Source organism: Sphingomonas sp. GW821-FHT09E03 (assembly GCF_059416225.1).
The window spans coordinates 70,001-85,500 of sequence record NZ_JBWKOS010000002.1 but is presented as its reverse complement, the minus strand read 5'-3'; the positions used below and the strand labels follow the sequence as shown (position 1 = coordinate 85,500).

The window sequence follows — 15,500 nt, the reverse complement described above, 5'->3', positions numbered from 1 at the left end:
GCGGGAGAATGTGATCAGCCTCTGGGCTCCGCCAGCGTCACGATCGATACCCCCGGCGTCATCGGCAACCGGCCGACCGCATAGCGTTCGAGGCGGAAGATCGTCTCGAACAGCGTGTTGAGCGGCTTGGCGGGGGGCGAATCGTCGCTGTCGTCGCGCCCGGTAAGCCGGCCAGCGATGCGCGCCGCAGCGGCGAGCGGGAACAGCAGCGAATTGAAATAGGTGAGCTTGCGCGGGCGGAGACCGGCGGCCTCGATCGCGGTGGCGAGGCTCGCCTTGGAATAGCGGCGGTGGTGGTGGTTGACCACGTCATGCGCGCTCCACAGCCACTGGTGCGCGGGCACCGCGATCAGGATCTTGCCGCCGGGCTTGAGGCAGTCGCGCATCGCCTTCAACGCGGCGACATCGTCGTCGATATGCTCGACCACGTCGAGCACCGCGATGAGGTCATAGGCGCCGCGCTCGATCCCCGGCAGCGCCGGGAGCGGGGCGTCGCCCACCGGTCGGCCGAGTCGCTCGCTGGCGATCTGCCTCGCCGCGGGATCGATCTCGATCGCATCGACCTCGCCAAAGGAGGCAAGCATCGGCAGGTTGTGCCCGGTGCCGCAGCCGATCTCGAGGATCCGCGCCGGTTTGGGCAGCGCGGCGTAGCGGGTGAGATAATCGCTGAGGATGTCGCGGCGCGCGCGATACCACCAATGGGTGGAATCATGTGCGGCCATCCGGTCGTAGACGATGCGATCCATTATGCGAACACCAGCCAGCGGTTGAGAATGAAGGTGACGATCGTGGCAAGCGCGACCGCGGGCAGCAAGGGCGCCCAGGGCGGCAGGCCGAAGCCGGCGGTGCCGATCCAGGTGACCAGCGCGTTCAACGCCATGCCGGTCGCCTGCACCATCACGAACTTGACCTGCTGGACGCCGCCCGGCTCGCGGCTGCCATGGCCCTTGAAGCTCCACCGGCTGTGCAGGAAGAAACCCGCCGTCACCGCGACCACGAAGGCGAAGGGCACCGCATAGACGGCGTGGCGGCGCTCGAACACATAGAGGCTGAGCGGCAGGTAGACTGCCGCATAGACCAGCGTCGATATGCCGCCGGCGATGCCGAAGCGGATCAGCTGCCCGATGAGGCCGCTGTCGCGGAGACCTTGCAGTCGTGATCGTTGCGGCCCTGCCGATGCTTCCCTCGCCATCGCGCTCGCCCTAAAGGCAATGCGCCGGGAGCGAAACGGGCAAATCGAGGTCAGCAGCTTGAACAATTACTCCCGCGGGACCTGGACCCGCGATCTCGAGCGTCACTGGATCGCCTTGACGCTGCTGGCGTGGCTCGGCGTCACGGTCTGGTACGTGTGGAGCGACTGGAACATGGTGCGCTGGCTGTCGCTCGGCGACACCGACGACAACATGCGGCTGATGCAGGTCCGCGCCTGGCTCGGTGGCCAGGGCTGGTACGACCTGCGTCAATATCGGCTCAACCCGCCGGTGGGCGCGAACATCCACTGGAGCCGGATCGTCGACCTGCCGATCGCGGGGATGATTCTGTTCTTCCGCCTGTTCACCTCCAACGCCTGGGCCGAGCGGCTGGCGTGCGGGATCGCGCCGCTGCTGCCGCTGTCGATCACCATGCTCGGCGTCTCCGCCACGGTGCGCCGCCTGATCCACCCGCTGGCGTGGCCGCTGGCGCTGATCTTCCTGCTCGGCACCGCGGCGACGATGCTGATGTTCCTCCCCGAGCGGATCGATCACCACGGCTGGCAGCTGGCGATGCTCAGCCTCACCGTCGCCGGCCTGTGCGACGGGCGTGGGGCCCGCGGCGGCATCATGGTCGGGCTGGCGAGCGCGGTGTCGCTGTCGATCGGGCTCGAGATGCTGCCCTATGCGGCGATGGCCGGCGCGATCCTCGCGCTGCGCTGGGTGTGGGACCGCACCGAGGCGCCGCGCCTGTCGGCTTATGCGCTGAGCCTCGGCGGCGGCAGCGCGCTGGGCTTTGCGGCGTTCGCGTCCAATGCCAATTACGAGATGCGGTGCGACGCGCTGACCCCGGTGTGGCTGAGCGTGATGGTGGCGGCGGGCGCGCTGCTGTTCGTGCTCGCCTGGATCAACCCGGCGCAGCGCGCGGTGCGCCTCGGCCTCGCCGCGATCGCCGGCGTCGTGATCGCCGCCGGTTTCGCCCATTTTTTCCCGCAATGCCTCGGCCGGCCCGAAGGCGTGTCGCCCGAGCTGCAGAAGAACTGGCTGGACAATGTCCGCGAGGCCAAGCCGATCTACAAGCATCCCTTCCGGCTCGGCTTCCCGATCGCGGCGCTGCCGATCGTCGGGCTGCTCGGGGTCGTCGTCGGCACCTGGCGGGCGCGGCGCAGCCCGGCGCTGATCGGCTGGAGCGCGGTGGCGCTGTTCGTCGCCTTCGCTACCGCGATGCTGCTGTGGCAGATCCGCGCCGGCCCGGCGGCGCAGCTGCTCGCGGTGCCCGGCGCGACGCTGCTCGGCTGGATCATCCTCCCCTGGTTCGCCAACCACCGGCTGATGGCGGTGCGGATCGGCGGCACGGTGGTGGGCTTCCTGCTCGTCTCAGGCCTGTTCGCCGGGCTGATCATCAAATATCTGCCCGTGGACCGCCCCAATGCCTATACCAAGCGGGTCAACCGCGCCTCGGGCAATTGCGTGCGCTACACAGTGCTGAAGGCACTCGATCGCTATCCGGCGCAGACCATCTTCACCTTCGTCGATCTCAGCCCGCGGCTGATCACCGTCACTCATCATGACGCGATCGCCGGGCCTTATCATCGCAACGGCGATGCGATCCTCGATGTCCAGCATGCCTTCCAGGGCTCGGCGGATCAGGCGCACGGCATCATCCGCCGCCACGGCGCGACGATGCTGCTGCTCTGCCCCAACATGTCGGAATCGACCAACTACCGCGCCCGTGCCCCGGGCGGCTTCTACGACCAGCTCGCGCACGGCCAGCGGCCGGCCTGGCTGACCCCGCTGCCGCTGCCGGCGGAGTCGCCGCTGCGCTTGTTCAAGGTGGACTGAAGCGCGCGTGCTCCTGCGCCAGCGGGAGCACGAACCGTCAGCGCAGGCTGAGCTGCAACCCGTCGATCACGAACTGCACCGCGAGCGCGGCGAGCAACACGCCGAGCACGCGGGTGATCACCGCCTCGATCCGGGTGCCGAGCAGCCGCATCAGCGGCCCTGCGGCGAGCAGCGCGGCGAGGGTGAGCAGCAGGATCGTGCCCATCGCCGCGAGCACCACCAGCGTCGCCTGGATGCCGTTGGTGCGCGCCATCAGCAGCATCACCGTAGCGATCGAGCCGGGGCCGGCGATCATCGGCATCGCCATCGGAAAGATCGAGACATCCTCCGCCTCGGGATCGGCGGCGACCTCAGCGGCGCGGTCTTCGCGGCGCTGGGTGCGCTTCTCGAACACCATCTCGAGCGCGATCAGGAACAGCATGATGCCGCCGGCGATACGGAAGCTCGCAAGGTTGATGCCGAGGCCGTGGAGCAGGCTCTCGCCGAAGGCGGCGAACACCACCAGGATCAGCGAGGCGACCACCACCGCGCGGATCGCCATGCTGCGCTTCTGCACCGGCGAGGCGCTGGCCGAGAGACCGGCGTAGATCGGCGCGCAGCCGGGCGGATCGATCACCACGAAGAAGGTGATCAGCGTCGAGATATAGAGCTCGATCACACCCCGTCGCCCAGCGCGGGAACGACGCCGTCGCGCCGGCAGGCGGAGACATAGGTGTTGCGGATCAGGCAGGCGATGGTCATCGGCCCGACCCCGCCCGGCACCGGGGTGATCGCGCCGGCGACCTCGACCGCCGCGGCGAAGTCGACGTCGCCAACCAGCCCGGTCTCGGTGCGGTTGATGCCGACGTCGATCACGGTGGCGCCGGGCTTGATCCAGTCGCCCTTGATGAATTCGGGAATGCCGACCGCGGCGACGACGATGTCGGCGGCGCGGACATGCGCGGGGACGTCGCGGGTGCGGCTGTGCACCACCGTCACCGTGCAGCTCTGGCCGAGCAGCAACTGCGCCATCGGCTTGCCGACGATGTTGGAACGGCCGACCACCACCGCCTCCATGCCCGACAGGCGGGGGTGGATGTCCTGCAGCAGCATCAGGCAGCCCAAGGGCGTGCACGGCACGAAGCCCTCCGCGCCGATCGCGAGCCGGCCGGCGTTGACCGGATGGAAGCCGTCGACATCCTTGTCGGGGTCGATCGCGAGCAGCACCGCCTGGGCATCGATGTGCGCCGGGAGCGGCAGCTGGACGAGGATGCCGTCCACCGCGGGATCGGCGTTGAGCCGGGCGACCAGCGCGAGCAGCTCATCGGACGTGGTCTCGACAGGCAGGCGGTGCTCGAAGCCCTCCATCCCCGCCTCGCGGGTCGCCTTGCCCTTGGAGCGGACATAGACCGCGGACGCCGGATCCTCGCCGACCAGCACCACGGCGAGCCCGGGCGCGCGGCCGGTGGCGGTGCGGAAGGCGGCAACGGCGTCGGCGACGCGGGCGCGGAGGCGGGCGGCATGCGCCTTGCCGTCGATGATCATGGCGGTCATGCCCGAGGCGCATAACGGCTGGCGGCCATTTTCGCCAGCGTTGCGGCTCCCTCTCGCGCCGAGCGGCGGCGGTAGCCGTTAGCGGCTCAGACCGCGCCGCCGGTGACGATGCTGATCGCGAGGTTGCGCAGCACGATATCGAGGATGGCGATGATGATCAGCACCACCATCGGCGACAGATCGAGCCCGCCGGCGCTCGGCAGCACCCGGCGCAGCGGCCGGTACATCGGCTCGGTGAGCCGCTCGAGCCCGTCGTACAGCGCGCGGACGAACTGGTTGGAGGTGTTGATGACGTTGAAGGTGATCAGCAGCGACAGGATGAACTGGACGAAGATGATCCACCACACCACGTCGAGCAGCACCTGGAGAATCTGGATGATGGTCAGCGCGATCACGCGGGGTCTCCGAAATTGACGGTACCACGCCTAGCCGGTTCCGGCCGGCGTGGACAGGGGCGGCTCAGGCGTGGACCAGCGTGCCCGCGCCGGCCGAGGTGAAGATCTCCAGCAGCATCGCATGCGGCACCCGGCCGTCGAGGATCACCGCGGCATCCACCCCGGCGCTGACCGCGGCGACGCAGGTCTCCACCTTGGGGATCATCCCGCCCGAGATCGTGCCATCGGCCTTGAGCGCGGCGATCCGGCGCGGATCGAGGTCGGTGAGCAGTTCCTTGTTCTTGTCGAGCACGCCGGCGACGTCGGTGAGCAGGAAGAAGCGCGACGCGCCGAGCGCCGCGGCGATCGCGCCGGCCATGGTGTCGGCGTTGATGTTGTAGGTCTCGCCGTCGGCGCCGATCGCGATCGGCGCGACCACCGGGATGATGCCGTCGGCGCTCAGCGAATCGAGGATCCGGCGATCGACCGCGACCGGCTCGCCGACGAAGCCGAGATCGACATGGCGCTCGATTCCCTGGAGCTTGTCGGGCGCCTCGCGCTTGACCTTTTCGGCGGTGACCAGCCCGGCGTCCTTGCCCGAGATGCCGACCGCACGGCCGCCGGCCTGGCCGATCCAGCCGACGATTTCCTTGTTGATCGAGCCGGCGAGGACCATTTCGGCGATCTGCGCCGTCTCCTTGTCGGTGACGCGCAGCCCGTCGACGAAGCGCGACTCGACGCCGAGGCGCTTGAGCATCGCGCCGATCTGTGGGCCGCCGCCATGGACCACCACCGGGTTGATCCCGACCGCTTTCAGCAGCACCACGTCCTCGGCGAAATCGCGCGCCAGCTCGGGGTCGCCCATCGCGTGGCCGCCATATTTGACCACGAAGGTCTGGCCCGCGTAGCGCTGCAGATAGGGCAGCGCCTCGGTGAGGGTCTCGGCCTTGGCGAGCAGCGCGGCATTGGGAGCATAGTCGGTCATGCCAGCGCCTTTAGCGGGCGCATGATGAACCGTCACCTGGGGTCTCCCGGTGAGTGTCCACACCTCTATCGGACGAGACCCCGGCGTCGCTGGGGTGACGGATGTTCGGACGGGGCTCAGCTGGCCCGGTCGAGTCGCCGCCCGAGCGCGACCAGCGCGGTGATCAGGAACGGCATCAGCACCACCGACAGGATCACCTTGGTGAGCATCTGCCCGGCCATCAGCCCGAGGATCGGGCGCTCGCCAAAGAACGAGATGGAGATGAACAGCAGCGTGTCGATGATCTGGCTGATTACGCTGGCGATGATCCCGCGCAGCCACACGCCGCGGCCCTCGCCACGCGACAGCTTGGAGAAGATCAACACGTTCAGCGACTGCGAGATGCCGTAGGAGATCAGCCCGGCGATCATCATCCGCGCGCCCTGGCCGACCACCACCGGGAAGGCGTCGATCGCCGGCGGGTACATGCCGGGATCATGCGGCAGCGCGACGACGATCTGGATCAGCGCGGCGGAGACCAGCAGCGGCACGAAGCCGAGGCGGACCAGCGATGTTGCGGTGCGCTGACCGAACAGCTCGGCGACCGCGCTCGACAGCGCGACCAGGATCAGGAAGGCGAAGATCCCGGCTTCCACCGCCAACGGGCCGAGCGCGACCTGCTTTACCCCGAGCACGCCGGCGATGCAGACCATCCCGCCGTACAGGACCGAGAAGACGAAGAGGGCACGGGGGATGACGGGCGCTTGAGTGTCCATCGATGCGACGCTAGCGGGTTTCGCCGCCTCGTCAAACCACTAGCTCGGTCGCCACGCCAGTGTATGGTGCGCCGTCGCAGGCGGGGGGCCGCGTCGCAGCTTAACCGCGGATAGTTCATGAATCGCATCCTGATCGGCCTTGCCGGCATCCTCGTCATTCTCGGCATCGCCGTGCTGCTGTCGTCGGATCGGCGGGCGATCCGCCCGCGGATCGTCGGTGCCGCGTTCGCGCTGCAGGCCGGCATCGCGGTGCTGGTGCTCTACGTGCCCGCGGGCAAGTTCGTGCTCGAATGGATGTCGGGCGGGGTCGCCAACCTGCTCGGTTATGCCAACGCCGGCACCAGCTTCCTGTTCGGCGAACTCGCCGCCAATCCGCTCGGCAAGAATTTCGCGATCCAGGCGCTGCCGGTGATCATCTTCTTCGCGGCGCTGGTCTCGATCCTCTACCACCTCGGCATCATGCAATTGGTGGTGCGCTGGCTCGGCGGCGCGCTGGAATGGGTGATCGGCGCCTCCAAGGTGGAATCGCTGTGCGCGGCCGCCAACATCTTCGTCGGCCAGAGCGAATCGCCGCTGGTGATCCGCCCCTATCTCGCCGGCCTCACCCCCGCGCAGCTGTTTACGGTGATGACCAGCGGCATGGCCGGCGTCGCCGGCACCATCCTTGCGGCCTATGCCTCGATGGGGATCCGCATCGAATATCTGCTCGCGGCAAGCTTCATGGCCGCGCCGGGCGGTATCCTGATGGCCAAGATCATCATGCCGGATCGGCGTGATCTGCCGCAGGGCGAGCTGGCGCTCGGCGATCATCCCGAGGATGCCGCGGTGGCGATCGCCGAGGCGAGCCATGACGAGGAAAAGCCCGCCAACATCATCATGGCCGCCGCGCAGGGCGCGCAGACGGGCGTCCGCCTCGCGGTCGCGGTCGGCGCGATGGTGCTCGCGTTCGTGGCGCTGGTCGCGCTCGCCAACGGCCTGCTCGGCGGCATCGGCCACTGGTTCGGGATACAGAATCTGAGCTTCCAGGGGATGCTCGGCTATCTGTTCCAGCCGGTAATGTTCCTGCTCAACGTGCCGTGGAACGAGGCGGGGATCGCCGGCGGGCTGTTCGGCGAGAAGATCGTGCTCAACGAATTCGTCGCCTATATCGATCTCGGCAAGCAGGCCGCCGCGCTCAGCCCGCGCACCGTCGCGGTGATCACCTTCGCACTGTGCGGCTTTGCCAATTTCTCGTCGATCGCGATCCAGATGGCGGTGACCGGCAGCCTCGCGCCCAACCAGCGACCGATGATCGCCAAGCTCGGCCTGCGCGCGCTCGCGGCAGGCAGCCTCGCCAACCTGATGAGCGCGGCGCTTGCAGGGCTGCTGATCGGCTGAGTCTGGCCCCCACTTGTTCGTCATGCTGAACTTGTTTCAGCATCCAGGGCCCAAACCTCGCCACCGGCCCGTGGGCAGATCGGGCCATGGATCCTGAAACAAGTTCAGGATGACGGGACGTGGCCGCCGCTCGGCGTAGTTATTCCTCGTCGGTGCGCAGCTTCACCTTGTTGGGCAGGTCCTTGCCCTTGGTGCGGCGCGAGGGGAGCTGCACCGGGTTCTTCTTCTTCCACTCCTTGTAGGTCATCGGGCCTTCGGGGGTGTCGACGATGGTATCGTCCAGGCTCATGGCGGCGCTCCTCAGCGGGTCGGCACCGGCTCGGCGCCGGCATAATCGTAGAAGCCGCGGCCGGTCTTGCGGCCGTACCAGCCGGCCTCGACATATTTCACCAGCAGCGGGGCGGGGCGGAACTTGGGATCGCCGGTGCCCTCAAACAACACCCGGATGATCTCCAGGCAGGTGTCGAGGCCGATGAAGTCGGCGAGCGTCAGCGGCCCCATCGGATGGTTGAGGCCCAATTGGCAGGCGAGATCGATGTCGCGGATCGTCGCCACGCCCTCGCCGAGCGCGAAGATCGCCTCGTTGATCATCGGCATCAGCACGCGGTTGACGATGAACCCCGGCGCATCGTTGGCGCGCACCACCGCCTTGCCGAGCCGGTCGGCAAACGCCTCGATCGTTGCCACCGTCGTGTCGGACGTGGCGAGGCCGCGGATCACCTCGATCAGCCCCATCACCGGCACCGGATTGAAGAAATGCACGCCGATGAAGCGCGCCGGATCGGGCGTTGCCTGGGCGAGGCGGGTGATCGGGATCGACGAGGTGTTGGAGGCGAGCACCGCCTCGGCGCCGAGCACCGCGCCTACCTCCTTGAAGATCGCGCGCTTGATCTCCTCGCGCTCGGTCGCCGCTTCGATCACCAGCGCCGCCTCGGCCATCGCGCCAAGGCTCGCGACCGGCTCGATCCGGGCGAGGATGGCGTCGCGGGTGGCGGCGTCGATCTTCTCCTTGTCAACCTGGCGGGCGAGCTGCCGCGCGATCCCGGTCTTGCCGGCCTCGGCCCGCTCGAGCGAGACGTCGCTCAGCAGCGTGCGATAGCCCGCCGCCGCCGACACCTGCGCGATCCCCGCGCCCATCTGACCCGCCCCGATTACGCCGACCGTGTCCATCATCCGCTCCTGTATTTTGTCGCTCTCTTAGGGGGGGACGGAGGCGAGGCCAAGCGACGGGACTGTTGCTAGCGTCCATCTTGCTGGTGTAACATTATCATAATACACCTTGAGGGACCGATGATGGCGGCAATGATCGAACTGGGCGATGCGGGCGTGCTGGCGCCCGGGCGATGGCGGTGGCTGCGCGCACTCGGCTGGATGGTGTTGTTGTTCCTCGCCTGCGTCGCCGCCATGTCGCTGCAGGCTGCAACCAAGGCGGTGCTGCACCCGCCCGAGGCGGTACTGAAGGGGGTCGCGATCGTTTCCGCGGTGATCGCCTATTTGCTCTATGCAGCCCTGGTGCGCTGGGGCGAGCGGCGGACACCCTCCGAGCTGGCGCTGCGCGCCTTGCCGCGCGAGTTGCTGCTCGGCATCGCGATCGGCCTCGGCATGTTCACCCTGGTGTTCGCCAGCCTGCGGCTGCTCGGCGCCTATACGCTGGCGCCCGGTGACTGGAACGACATCGGTCACGATCTGCGCGAGACGCTCGGCACCGGCTTCGTCGAGGAGCTGATCGCGCGGCTGGTGATCTTTCGCCTGCTGATGCGCACCGCTGGCATCTGGCCGGCGCTGGCGGGTTCGGCGCTGCTGTTCGGTGCGGGGCATCTCGCCAACCCCAACGCCACCTATGTCGCCGCCCTGGCGATCGCGGTGGAGGCGGGTCTGATGCTGGCGGCCTTCTACCTGCTCACCGGGCGAATCTGGATGTCGGTCGGCGTCCACGCCGCGTGGAATTTCGCGCAAGGGGCGATCTTCGGCGCGCGGGTGTCGGGGCAGACAGGGAGCGGCAGCCTGTTCGTCAGCGCGCCGGTGCCGGGCGTGTCCGACATCGTCAGCGGTGGGCCGTTCGGCCCGGAGGCATCGCTGTCGGCGATGCTGGTCGGGCTGGTGATCTTCGTCATCGTCATGGCAGCGGCGCGGCGGCCACAGCCCGCGATCGCGTGATCTCGGCCGCGCGTTGCTTGCCGCAGGCTCAGGGCGCCGGGCGCTCCGCCTGGGCCTCGGCGAGGTAGAGCGCGAACAGGCCGTCGGGGTCGGTCCATTCGGCGATCGGCGTCCAGCCGCCGGCGCGCAGCAGGATACGGGCGTCGCGCGCGCCATATTTGTGGCTGTTCTCGGTGTGAATGGTCTCGCCCGCGGCCATGTCGAACGGCCGGCCGTCGATGGTGAAGCTGATGTCGCGGGTCGCGGCGAGGTGCATCTCGATCCGCGCGCGATCGTCGTTCCAGATCGCCTGGTGGACGAAGGCGTCGAGCGGCATTGTGCCGTCGAGTTCGCGGTTGATCCGCTCGAGCAGGTTGAGATTGAACGCGGCGGTGACGCCCTGCGCATCGTCATAGGCGGCGACCAAGGTTGGTTCATCCTTGATCCGGTCCATGCCGATCAGCAGCATCGCACCGACCCCCAGTGTGTCACGCATCGAGCGCAGCAGATCGACGCCCTGCCGCGGGATCATGTTGCCGATCGTCGAGCCGGGGAAGAAGCCGAGCTTGGGTGCGTCCGCGATCGTGTGCGGCAGCGTCATCGGTCGCATGAAATCCGCCTCAAACGGCAGCACCAGCAGCTCGGGGAAGGATTGCGACAGAGCGCGCGAGGATTCGCGCAGGAAATCGCCAGAGATGTCGATCGGCACATAGGCCGATGGCGCCACCGCGCGCAGCAGGATCGGCGTCTTGGTCGACGAGCCCGAGCCGAATTCGACCACCGCCCGGCCGTGGCCGGCGATCGTCGCCACCTCGGGACAGGCGGTCGCGAGGATCGCCGCCTCGGTGCGGGTGGGGTAGTATTCGGGCAGTTCGGTAATCGCCTCGAACAGTTCGGAGCCGCGGCGATCGTAGAACCAGCGCGCGGGGATGGCGCGCGGGCGGCGTTCCAGCCCGGCGAGCACGTCGGCACGGAACTGCGGGTCGGCAAGCGACGACTGGCCGTCCTCGGCCTCCGGCTTGAGCATCAAAGATCCTTTGCGAGCCGCACGCCGGTGAACTGCCAGCGCTGGTGCGGATAGAAGAAGTTGCGGTAGCTCGCCCGGGCATGGCCCCGCGGGGTGGCGCAACTGCCGCCGCGCAACACGAACTGGCCGTTCATGAACTTGCCGTTGTATTCGCCGACCGCGCCCTCGACCGCGCGAAAGCCGGGGTAAGGGCGAAACGAGCTGCCGGTCCATTCCCACACATCGCCGAAGAAGCCGGGGCCGCCGATAGACGGTCGCGGCTCAACCGGGCCGGCGGCGTCCATCTGGTTGCCCCCGGCGGGATCGTGGCCGGCGGCAGCGGCTTCCCACTCGGCCTCGGTAGGAAGGCGCGCGCCGGCCCAGCTCGCATAAGCGTCCGCCTCGTAGAAGCTGACATGGGTGACGGGTGCGGCCGGATCGATCGCGCGCCGTCCATCAAGCCCCATCCGGGTCCAGCTGCCATCCTGCTCCTCCCAATAGAGCGGCGCCTCGATGCCCTGCGCCTTGACCCAGGCCCAGCCATCCGACAGCCAGTGACGCGGTTCGCGATAGCCTCCGGCGGCGATGAATGCGGCCCATTCCAAATTGGTGACGGTGCGATTTGCGAGCGCGTGGCGGACAAGCAGGGTTTCATGGCGCGGGGCCTCGCTGTCGAACGCGAAGCCGTCGCCGGCGTGGCCGATCAGGGCGATACCGGCGTCGCGCTCGATCCAGTCGATCCGCGGCGGCATCGCCACCGGCACCTTGCGCGCGGCCGGGTAGAGCGCGGGCTCCAGCGGATTCTCGGCGAACAGGTGGAGGATGTCGGTGACGAGCAGCTCCTGGTGCTGCTCTTCATGGTGGCAGCCGAGCTCGACCAGCGTGCGTGCCTCGGCGGGGAGGCTGGGCCATGCCGCCACCAGCGCGGCATCGACATGGGCGCGATAGGCGCGGACCTCGTCAAGCGTCGGCCGGGTGACCATGCCGCGGCGGTGTCGCGCGTGGCGACGGCCCTCGGCCTCGTAGTAGCTGTTGAACAGGAAGGGGAAACGCTGGTCGTGCAGCTGATAGCCGGGCACATGGTCGCGCAGCACGAAGGTTTCGAAAAACCAGCTGGTGTGGGCGAGGTGCCATTTCGCCGGCGACGCGTCGGGCATCGATTGCACGGTAGCATCGGCGTCGGACAAGGGCGCAGCGAGCGCGAGGCTCAAATTGCGGACCGCGGTGAACCGATCGATCATCGGGACCTGCGCGGCGGCAGCCTTCAGCATCGTGGTTCCTTCCTGCTTGTTGACCCGAGCGTCGGGTAGCCGATCGCCGTTAGCGCGTCGCCCCCGGCACCCACAGAACGTCGCCCGCCCCCGTTTTGTTCACGTGACGCGCCGCAACAAACAGATAATCGGACAAGCGATTGAGATAGGCCAAGGCTTGCGGGTTGAGCGCCGCCTCCATCGCCACCGCGGCACGCTCCGCCCGGCGCGTGATGGCCCGCGCAAGGTGGAGCGCGGCGGCGGCCGGCTCGCCGCCGGGCAGCACGAAGCTGGTCAGCGGCGGCAGACCATCGTTCATCGCGTCGATCTCGCGCTCGAGCCGCTCGACCTGGCCGGCGATGATCCGCAGCGCGGTCGCCGAGGCGGTGAAATCGCCGCCGGGGGTGGCGAGATCAGCGCCGAGATCGAACAGGTCGCTCTGGATCCGCTGCAGCGCCGCGGCGAGCGGGCTGCCGCCGAGCGCGACCATGGCGATGCCGATCGCGCTATTGGCTTCGTCGACATCGCCGATCGCCGCCATCCGCGTGTCGGCCTTGGACACGCGCGAGCCGTCGACGAGCCCGGTGCTGCCGGCGTCGCCGGTGCGCGTGTAGATTTTGGTGAGCTTGACCAGCGGCTCAGGTCCGGCCGGCGAGGAACATGATCAGCACCACGATGGTGATCGCCAGCGCCTGGAAGAAGATCCGCATCTGCATCATGCGGTTCGATTTCAGCGAGGCGGCGCTCGGGCCTTCGCCCTGCTTCACCTGATCGGTCGATTCCTGGAGGAACGAGACGATTCCGCGGACCAGCGCGACCACCGTGGCGATCATCGCCGCGATCAGGAGCAGGGCGAGAAAGGTGTTCATGGGCACAGACTACGCCTCTGCGGGGATGCCTGCAACGGCGGATGATGCGGTCTGCCGTGCGTCCGTCGCTTCACCTGTATCAATGGCCTTCGCGCCGCGATCGCGATACGCGCACCGTCAGTGTCGTTCGATCCGTCCCATGCTCCGCCGCGGCTGCCCCGGGTGCTCACCCGCCCCGGCCTGCCCTATTTTGTCACCAAGGCGGGCGATCCCTGGACACCGATCGGTCATAACGATGCGGTCACCTGGCCCGATCTAGCGCCGCTGTTTCGCCGCCGCGATCTTGGCGCGGTGGAGCGCCACCTGTGGTGGCTCAAGGATCATGGCGTCACCTGCATCCGGCTGATGCTGGAATATTGCCACGGCGAGCATCGCTACCTCGAGAAGCCGGCGGGGCGGTTCGTGCCCAACATGGTGCGGCTGTGGGACGATCTGTTCGTGCTGCTCGAACGGGTCGGGATGCGGGTGCTGCTGACGCCCTACGACACCTTCTTCATGTGGATTCGCTGGAAGGATCATCCCTACAATCAGAAGAACGGCGGCCCGTGCGCGAGCCGGCGCACGTGGATCACTTGCCCGGCGATGCGCGCAGCGATCAAGCGGCGGCTGGCGTTCGCCAGCGATCGCTGGGGCGGCAGCCCGGCGCTGTTCGCCTGGGATCTGTGGAACGAGCTGCACCCCGCGCATGGCGGCAACGACCCAGCGGCGGCGATGCCGTTCATCGACGATGTCTCATCGTGGCTGCGTGCCTATGAAACCGAGCGGCACGGGCATGCCAATCTGCAGACGGTGTCGGTGTTCGGGCCCGAGCTGATCAACCACCCGGCGCTGGTGGAGCCGATCTTCCGCCACCCCGGGCTCGATGTCGCCAATACCCATCTCTACGAGCATGGCACGATCGACGATCCCAAAGACACCGTCGCACCGGCGCTGGCGGTGGCGCGGCTGATGCGCACCGCGGTCGATGAAGCGGGCCGGGGGCGGCCGGTGTTCGATTCGGAGCATGGCCCGATCCACGCCTTCAAGGATCGCAAGCGCACCCTGCCGGCGACGTTCGACGACGAATATTTCCGCCACATCCAATGGGCGCATCTTGCGAGCGGCGGCGCCGGCGGCGGCATGCGCTGGCCCAACCGTCACCCGCACGTGCTCACGGCGGGGATGCGCGCGGCGCAGCGGGTGCTGGCCGATTTCCTGCCGCTGATAGACTGGACCGAGTTCAGGCGGACCAATTTGTTCGGATCGATGCTGAGCGACGATCCCGGCGTCGCGATTGTCGGCTGCGGGGATGAGGCGCAGGCGGTGGCCTGGGCGGTGCGGACCGACGCCAAGGGACCCGAGCGGACGCTGGTGCCGCGGCTCGATGCACCGGCGATGACGGTGACGATACCGGGGCTCGCAGCAGGCTGCTACGCCGTCACCGGGATCGACACCCGCGACGGCACGATCGTCTGCCGGGCAGAGGCCAGCACCGCGGACGAGCCGCTGCGCGTGACCGTGGGGCCGGTGCGCAGCGACATGGCCGTGGCGGTGCGGCGGCTCGGCTGAGCCGCCGTCCGGCCGCGATCAGTGGCTGGCGGTCTCGCCTGCCGCCCGACGCTCGACATATTTGAGTGTCAGCGCCGCATTGTGCCCATCGATCCAGGCGGCCATCGCTTCCTCTTCGCTGAGCGAGGTCTGCAGCAGCGGGCTCCACTTGGTGAAGCTGCCGGCATCCGCGAGGGTAATCAGCGACTTGTAGGCGGCCGCCTCGAAATTCTCGAACGCGAAATTCGCGAAGCTGTTTTTGAGGATCTCGTCGGGCGCGAACACATGCGCAATCGCGGCGAGGTTGCCGGTCAGGCTCAGCCCGATGTCCTTGAGCGTCGAATGGGTCTCGTTGAAGCCGGCGAGGATCTCCTCGAGCCGGTGGATCTGCTGCTCGGTTTCGCCGCGGTGATGGCGCAGCATGTCGGCCACTTCGGGATAATTGGCGAGGTGATCGAGCTGGCGGTCGATCAGCGCGAGCGCCTGATGCTCGACGCCATGGGCATTCTTGAGGCCGGTCACGAACACCGACTGAAGCACGTCATTCTGGCTGGGCATAAGGAATTCCTCTGATTGCTGCCGTGGAAGGCATGAACGCCGCCGAGGTTCCCGCGGGGGAGCCTCGGCGGCGATGAAGCGGCGCGTGGCACGCCGCC

At 68.1% G+C, this 15,500-nt stretch carries 18 protein-coding genes; 4 read left to right on the top strand and 14 right to left on the bottom strand.

Annotated elements, in window-relative coordinates; translation table 11 throughout:
* Nucleotides 1–14: 14 nt before the first annotated feature.
* Nucleotides 15–746: a class I SAM-dependent methyltransferase gene (locus AC07M8_RS04625; protein WP_495173229.1), complete on the bottom strand. Its 732-nt coding sequence runs from the start codon at nt 744–746 to the stop codon at nt 15–17.
* Nucleotides 746–1,192 carry a GtrA family protein gene (locus AC07M8_RS04620; RefSeq protein WP_495173228.1) on the bottom strand — a complete coding sequence of 149 codons (447 nt, stop codon included), beginning with the start codon at nt 1,190–1,192 and terminating at the stop codon, nt 746–748. Before AC07M8_RS04620 ends, AC07M8_RS04625 begins: the two co-directional genes overlap by 1 nt.
* Nucleotides 1,193–1,250: 58 nt before the next feature.
* On the opposite strand from AC07M8_RS04620, the gene AC07M8_RS04615 reads away from it, so the two are divergent.
* Nucleotides 1,251–3,032 carry an AcrB/AcrD/AcrF family protein gene (locus AC07M8_RS04615; RefSeq protein WP_495173227.1) on the top strand — a complete coding sequence of 594 codons (1,782 nt, stop codon included), beginning with the start codon at nt 1,251–1,253 and terminating at the stop codon, nt 3,030–3,032.
* A gap of 37 nt (nt 3,033–3,069) precedes the next feature.
* On the opposite strand, the gene AC07M8_RS04610 is transcribed toward AC07M8_RS04615, so the two are convergent.
* The 5 genes from AC07M8_RS04610 to AC07M8_RS04590 all read right to left on the bottom strand — a co-directional run bounded on the left by AC07M8_RS04610 (nt 3,070) and on the right by AC07M8_RS04590 (nt 6,679).
* Nucleotides 3,070–3,690, bottom strand: a complete 621-nt coding sequence (locus tag AC07M8_RS04610; protein WP_267394792.1) for a MarC family protein — start codon at nt 3,688–3,690, stop codon at nt 3,070–3,072.
* Nucleotides 3,687–4,565: a bifunctional methylenetetrahydrofolate dehydrogenase/methenyltetrahydrofolate cyclohydrolase FolD gene (gene folD / locus AC07M8_RS04605; RefSeq protein ID WP_495173226.1), complete on the bottom strand. Its 879-nt coding sequence runs from the start codon at nt 4,563–4,565 to the stop codon at nt 3,687–3,689. Before folD ends, AC07M8_RS04610 begins: the two co-directional genes overlap by 4 nt.
* Before the next feature lie 86 nt (nt 4,566–4,651).
* Nucleotides 4,652–4,960 carry a YggT family protein gene (locus tag AC07M8_RS04600; protein ID WP_267394790.1) on the bottom strand — a complete coding sequence of 103 codons (309 nt, stop codon included), beginning with the start codon at nt 4,958–4,960 and terminating at the stop codon, nt 4,652–4,654.
* 64 nt (nt 4,961–5,024) lie between these two features.
* Entirely contained in the window at nt 5,025–5,924 is a 900-nt protein-coding gene (gene argB / locus AC07M8_RS04595; RefSeq protein ID WP_267394789.1) for an acetylglutamate kinase, read from the bottom strand.
* A gap of 116 nt (nt 5,925–6,040) precedes the next feature.
* The gene (locus AC07M8_RS04590; RefSeq protein ID WP_495173225.1) at nt 6,041–6,679 is read right to left on the bottom strand and encodes a queuosine precursor transporter; all 639 of its coding nucleotides are present in this window, start codon (nt 6,677–6,679) and stop codon (nt 6,041–6,043) included.
* A gap of 117 nt (nt 6,680–6,796) precedes the next feature.
* Between AC07M8_RS04590 and AC07M8_RS04585 the strand changes: the two genes are divergently transcribed.
* Nucleotides 6,797–8,056, top strand: a complete 1,260-nt coding sequence (locus tag AC07M8_RS04585; RefSeq protein ID WP_267394787.1) for a NupC/NupG family nucleoside CNT transporter — start codon at nt 6,797–6,799, stop codon at nt 8,054–8,056.
* 139 nt (nt 8,057–8,195) lie between these two features.
* Here the strand turns inward: AC07M8_RS04585 and AC07M8_RS04580 are convergent, their stop codons facing one another.
* Both AC07M8_RS04580 and AC07M8_RS04575 read right to left on the bottom strand, forming a co-directional pair.
* Entirely contained in the window at nt 8,196–8,345 is a 150-nt protein-coding gene (locus tag AC07M8_RS04580; RefSeq protein WP_267394786.1) for a hypothetical protein, read from the bottom strand.
* 11 nt (nt 8,346–8,356) lie between these two features.
* Nucleotides 8,357–9,226, bottom strand: a complete 870-nt coding sequence (locus AC07M8_RS04575) for a 3-hydroxybutyryl-CoA dehydrogenase (RefSeq protein ID WP_495173224.1) — start codon at nt 9,224–9,226, stop codon at nt 8,357–8,359.
* A gap of 120 nt (nt 9,227–9,346) precedes the next feature.
* On the opposite strand from AC07M8_RS04575, the gene AC07M8_RS04570 reads away from it, so the two are divergent.
* Nucleotides 9,347–10,213, top strand: a complete 867-nt coding sequence (locus AC07M8_RS04570; protein ID WP_495173223.1) for a CPBP family intramembrane glutamic endopeptidase — start codon at nt 9,347–9,349, stop codon at nt 10,211–10,213.
* Nucleotides 10,214–10,241: 28 nt separating this feature from the next.
* Here AC07M8_RS04570 and egtD read toward each other — a convergent pair whose 3' ends face one another.
* The 4 genes from egtD to AC07M8_RS04550 are packed head-to-tail and all read right to left on the bottom strand — an operon-like array spanning nt 10,242 to nt 13,317.
* Nucleotides 10,242–11,219 (bottom strand): L-histidine N(alpha)-methyltransferase, encoded by a 978-nt coding sequence (gene egtD / locus AC07M8_RS04565; protein WP_495173222.1) that lies wholly within the window; start codon nt 11,217–11,219, stop codon nt 10,242–10,244.
* Nucleotides 11,219–12,469 (bottom strand): ergothioneine biosynthesis protein EgtB, encoded by a 1,251-nt coding sequence (gene egtB, locus AC07M8_RS04560; RefSeq protein WP_495173221.1) that lies wholly within the window; start codon nt 12,467–12,469, stop codon nt 11,219–11,221. Before egtB ends, egtD begins: the two co-directional genes overlap by 1 nt.
* A gap of 49 nt (nt 12,470–12,518) precedes the next feature.
* A complete protein-coding gene (locus tag AC07M8_RS04555; RefSeq protein ID WP_495173763.1) occupies nt 12,519–13,082 on the bottom strand; it encodes a cob(I)yrinic acid a,c-diamide adenosyltransferase in 564 nt (187 codons plus the stop codon).
* Nucleotides 13,083–13,086: 4 nt separating this feature from the next.
* A complete protein-coding gene (locus AC07M8_RS04550; protein ID WP_267394781.1) occupies nt 13,087–13,317 on the bottom strand; it encodes a twin transmembrane helix small protein in 231 nt (76 codons plus the stop codon).
* A 162-nt stretch (nt 13,318–13,479) separates the two neighbouring features.
* Between AC07M8_RS04550 and AC07M8_RS04545 the strand changes: the two genes are divergently transcribed.
* Nucleotides 13,480–14,865, top strand: coding sequence for a glycoside hydrolase 5 family protein (locus AC07M8_RS04545; protein ID WP_495173220.1), 1,386 nt, complete (start codon nt 13,480–13,482; stop codon nt 14,863–14,865).
* A gap of 18 nt (nt 14,866–14,883) precedes the next feature.
* On the opposite strand, the gene AC07M8_RS04540 is transcribed toward AC07M8_RS04545, so the two are convergent.
* Entirely contained in the window at nt 14,884–15,402 is a 519-nt protein-coding gene (locus tag AC07M8_RS04540; RefSeq protein ID WP_495173219.1) for a ferritin-like domain-containing protein, read from the bottom strand.
* Nucleotides 15,403–15,500 lie beyond the last annotated feature (98 nt).

What these genes read in the sequence shown, in the direction of transcription:
- AC07M8_RS04625 (WP_495173229.1), bottom strand. Translation starts at nt 746, where the DNA reads ATGGATCGCATCGTCTACGACCGGATGGCCGCACATGATTCCACCCAT.
- AC07M8_RS04620 (WP_495173228.1), bottom strand. Translation starts at nt 1,192, where the DNA reads ATGGCGAGGGAAGCATCGGCAGGGCCGCAACGATCACGACTGCAAGGT.
- folD (WP_495173226.1), bottom strand. Translation starts at nt 4,565, where the DNA reads ATGACCGCCATGATCATCGACGGCAAGGCGCATGCCGCCCGCCTCCGC.
- argB (WP_267394789.1), bottom strand. Translation starts at nt 5,924, where the DNA reads ATGACCGACTATGCTCCCAATGCCGCGCTGCTCGCCAAGGCCGAGACC.
- AC07M8_RS04590 (WP_495173225.1), bottom strand. Translation starts at nt 6,679, where the DNA reads ATGGACACTCAAGCGCCCGTCATCCCCCGTGCCCTCTTCGTCTTCTCG.
- AC07M8_RS04585 (WP_267394787.1), top strand. Translation starts at nt 6,797, where the DNA reads ATGAATCGCATCCTGATCGGCCTTGCCGGCATCCTCGTCATTCTCGGC.
- AC07M8_RS04580 (WP_267394786.1), bottom strand. Translation starts at nt 8,345, where the DNA reads ATGAGCCTGGACGATACCATCGTCGACACCCCCGAAGGCCCGATGACC.
- AC07M8_RS04575 (WP_495173224.1), bottom strand. Translation starts at nt 9,226, where the DNA reads ATGGACACGGTCGGCGTAATCGGGGCGGGTCAGATGGGCGCGGGGATC.
- AC07M8_RS04570 (WP_495173223.1), top strand. Translation starts at nt 9,347, where the DNA reads ATGATGGCGGCAATGATCGAACTGGGCGATGCGGGCGTGCTGGCGCCC.
- egtD (WP_495173222.1), bottom strand. Translation starts at nt 11,219, where the DNA reads ATGCTCAAGCCGGAGGCCGAGGACGGCCAGTCGTCGCTTGCCGACCCG.
- egtB (WP_495173221.1), bottom strand. Translation starts at nt 12,469, where the DNA reads ATGCTGAAGGCTGCCGCCGCGCAGGTCCCGATGATCGATCGGTTCACC.
- AC07M8_RS04550 (WP_267394781.1), bottom strand. Translation starts at nt 13,317, where the DNA reads ATGAACACCTTTCTCGCCCTGCTCCTGATCGCGGCGATGATCGCCACG.
- AC07M8_RS04540 (WP_495173219.1), bottom strand. Translation starts at nt 15,402, where the DNA reads ATGCCCAGCCAGAATGACGTGCTTCAGTCGGTGTTCGTGACCGGCCTC.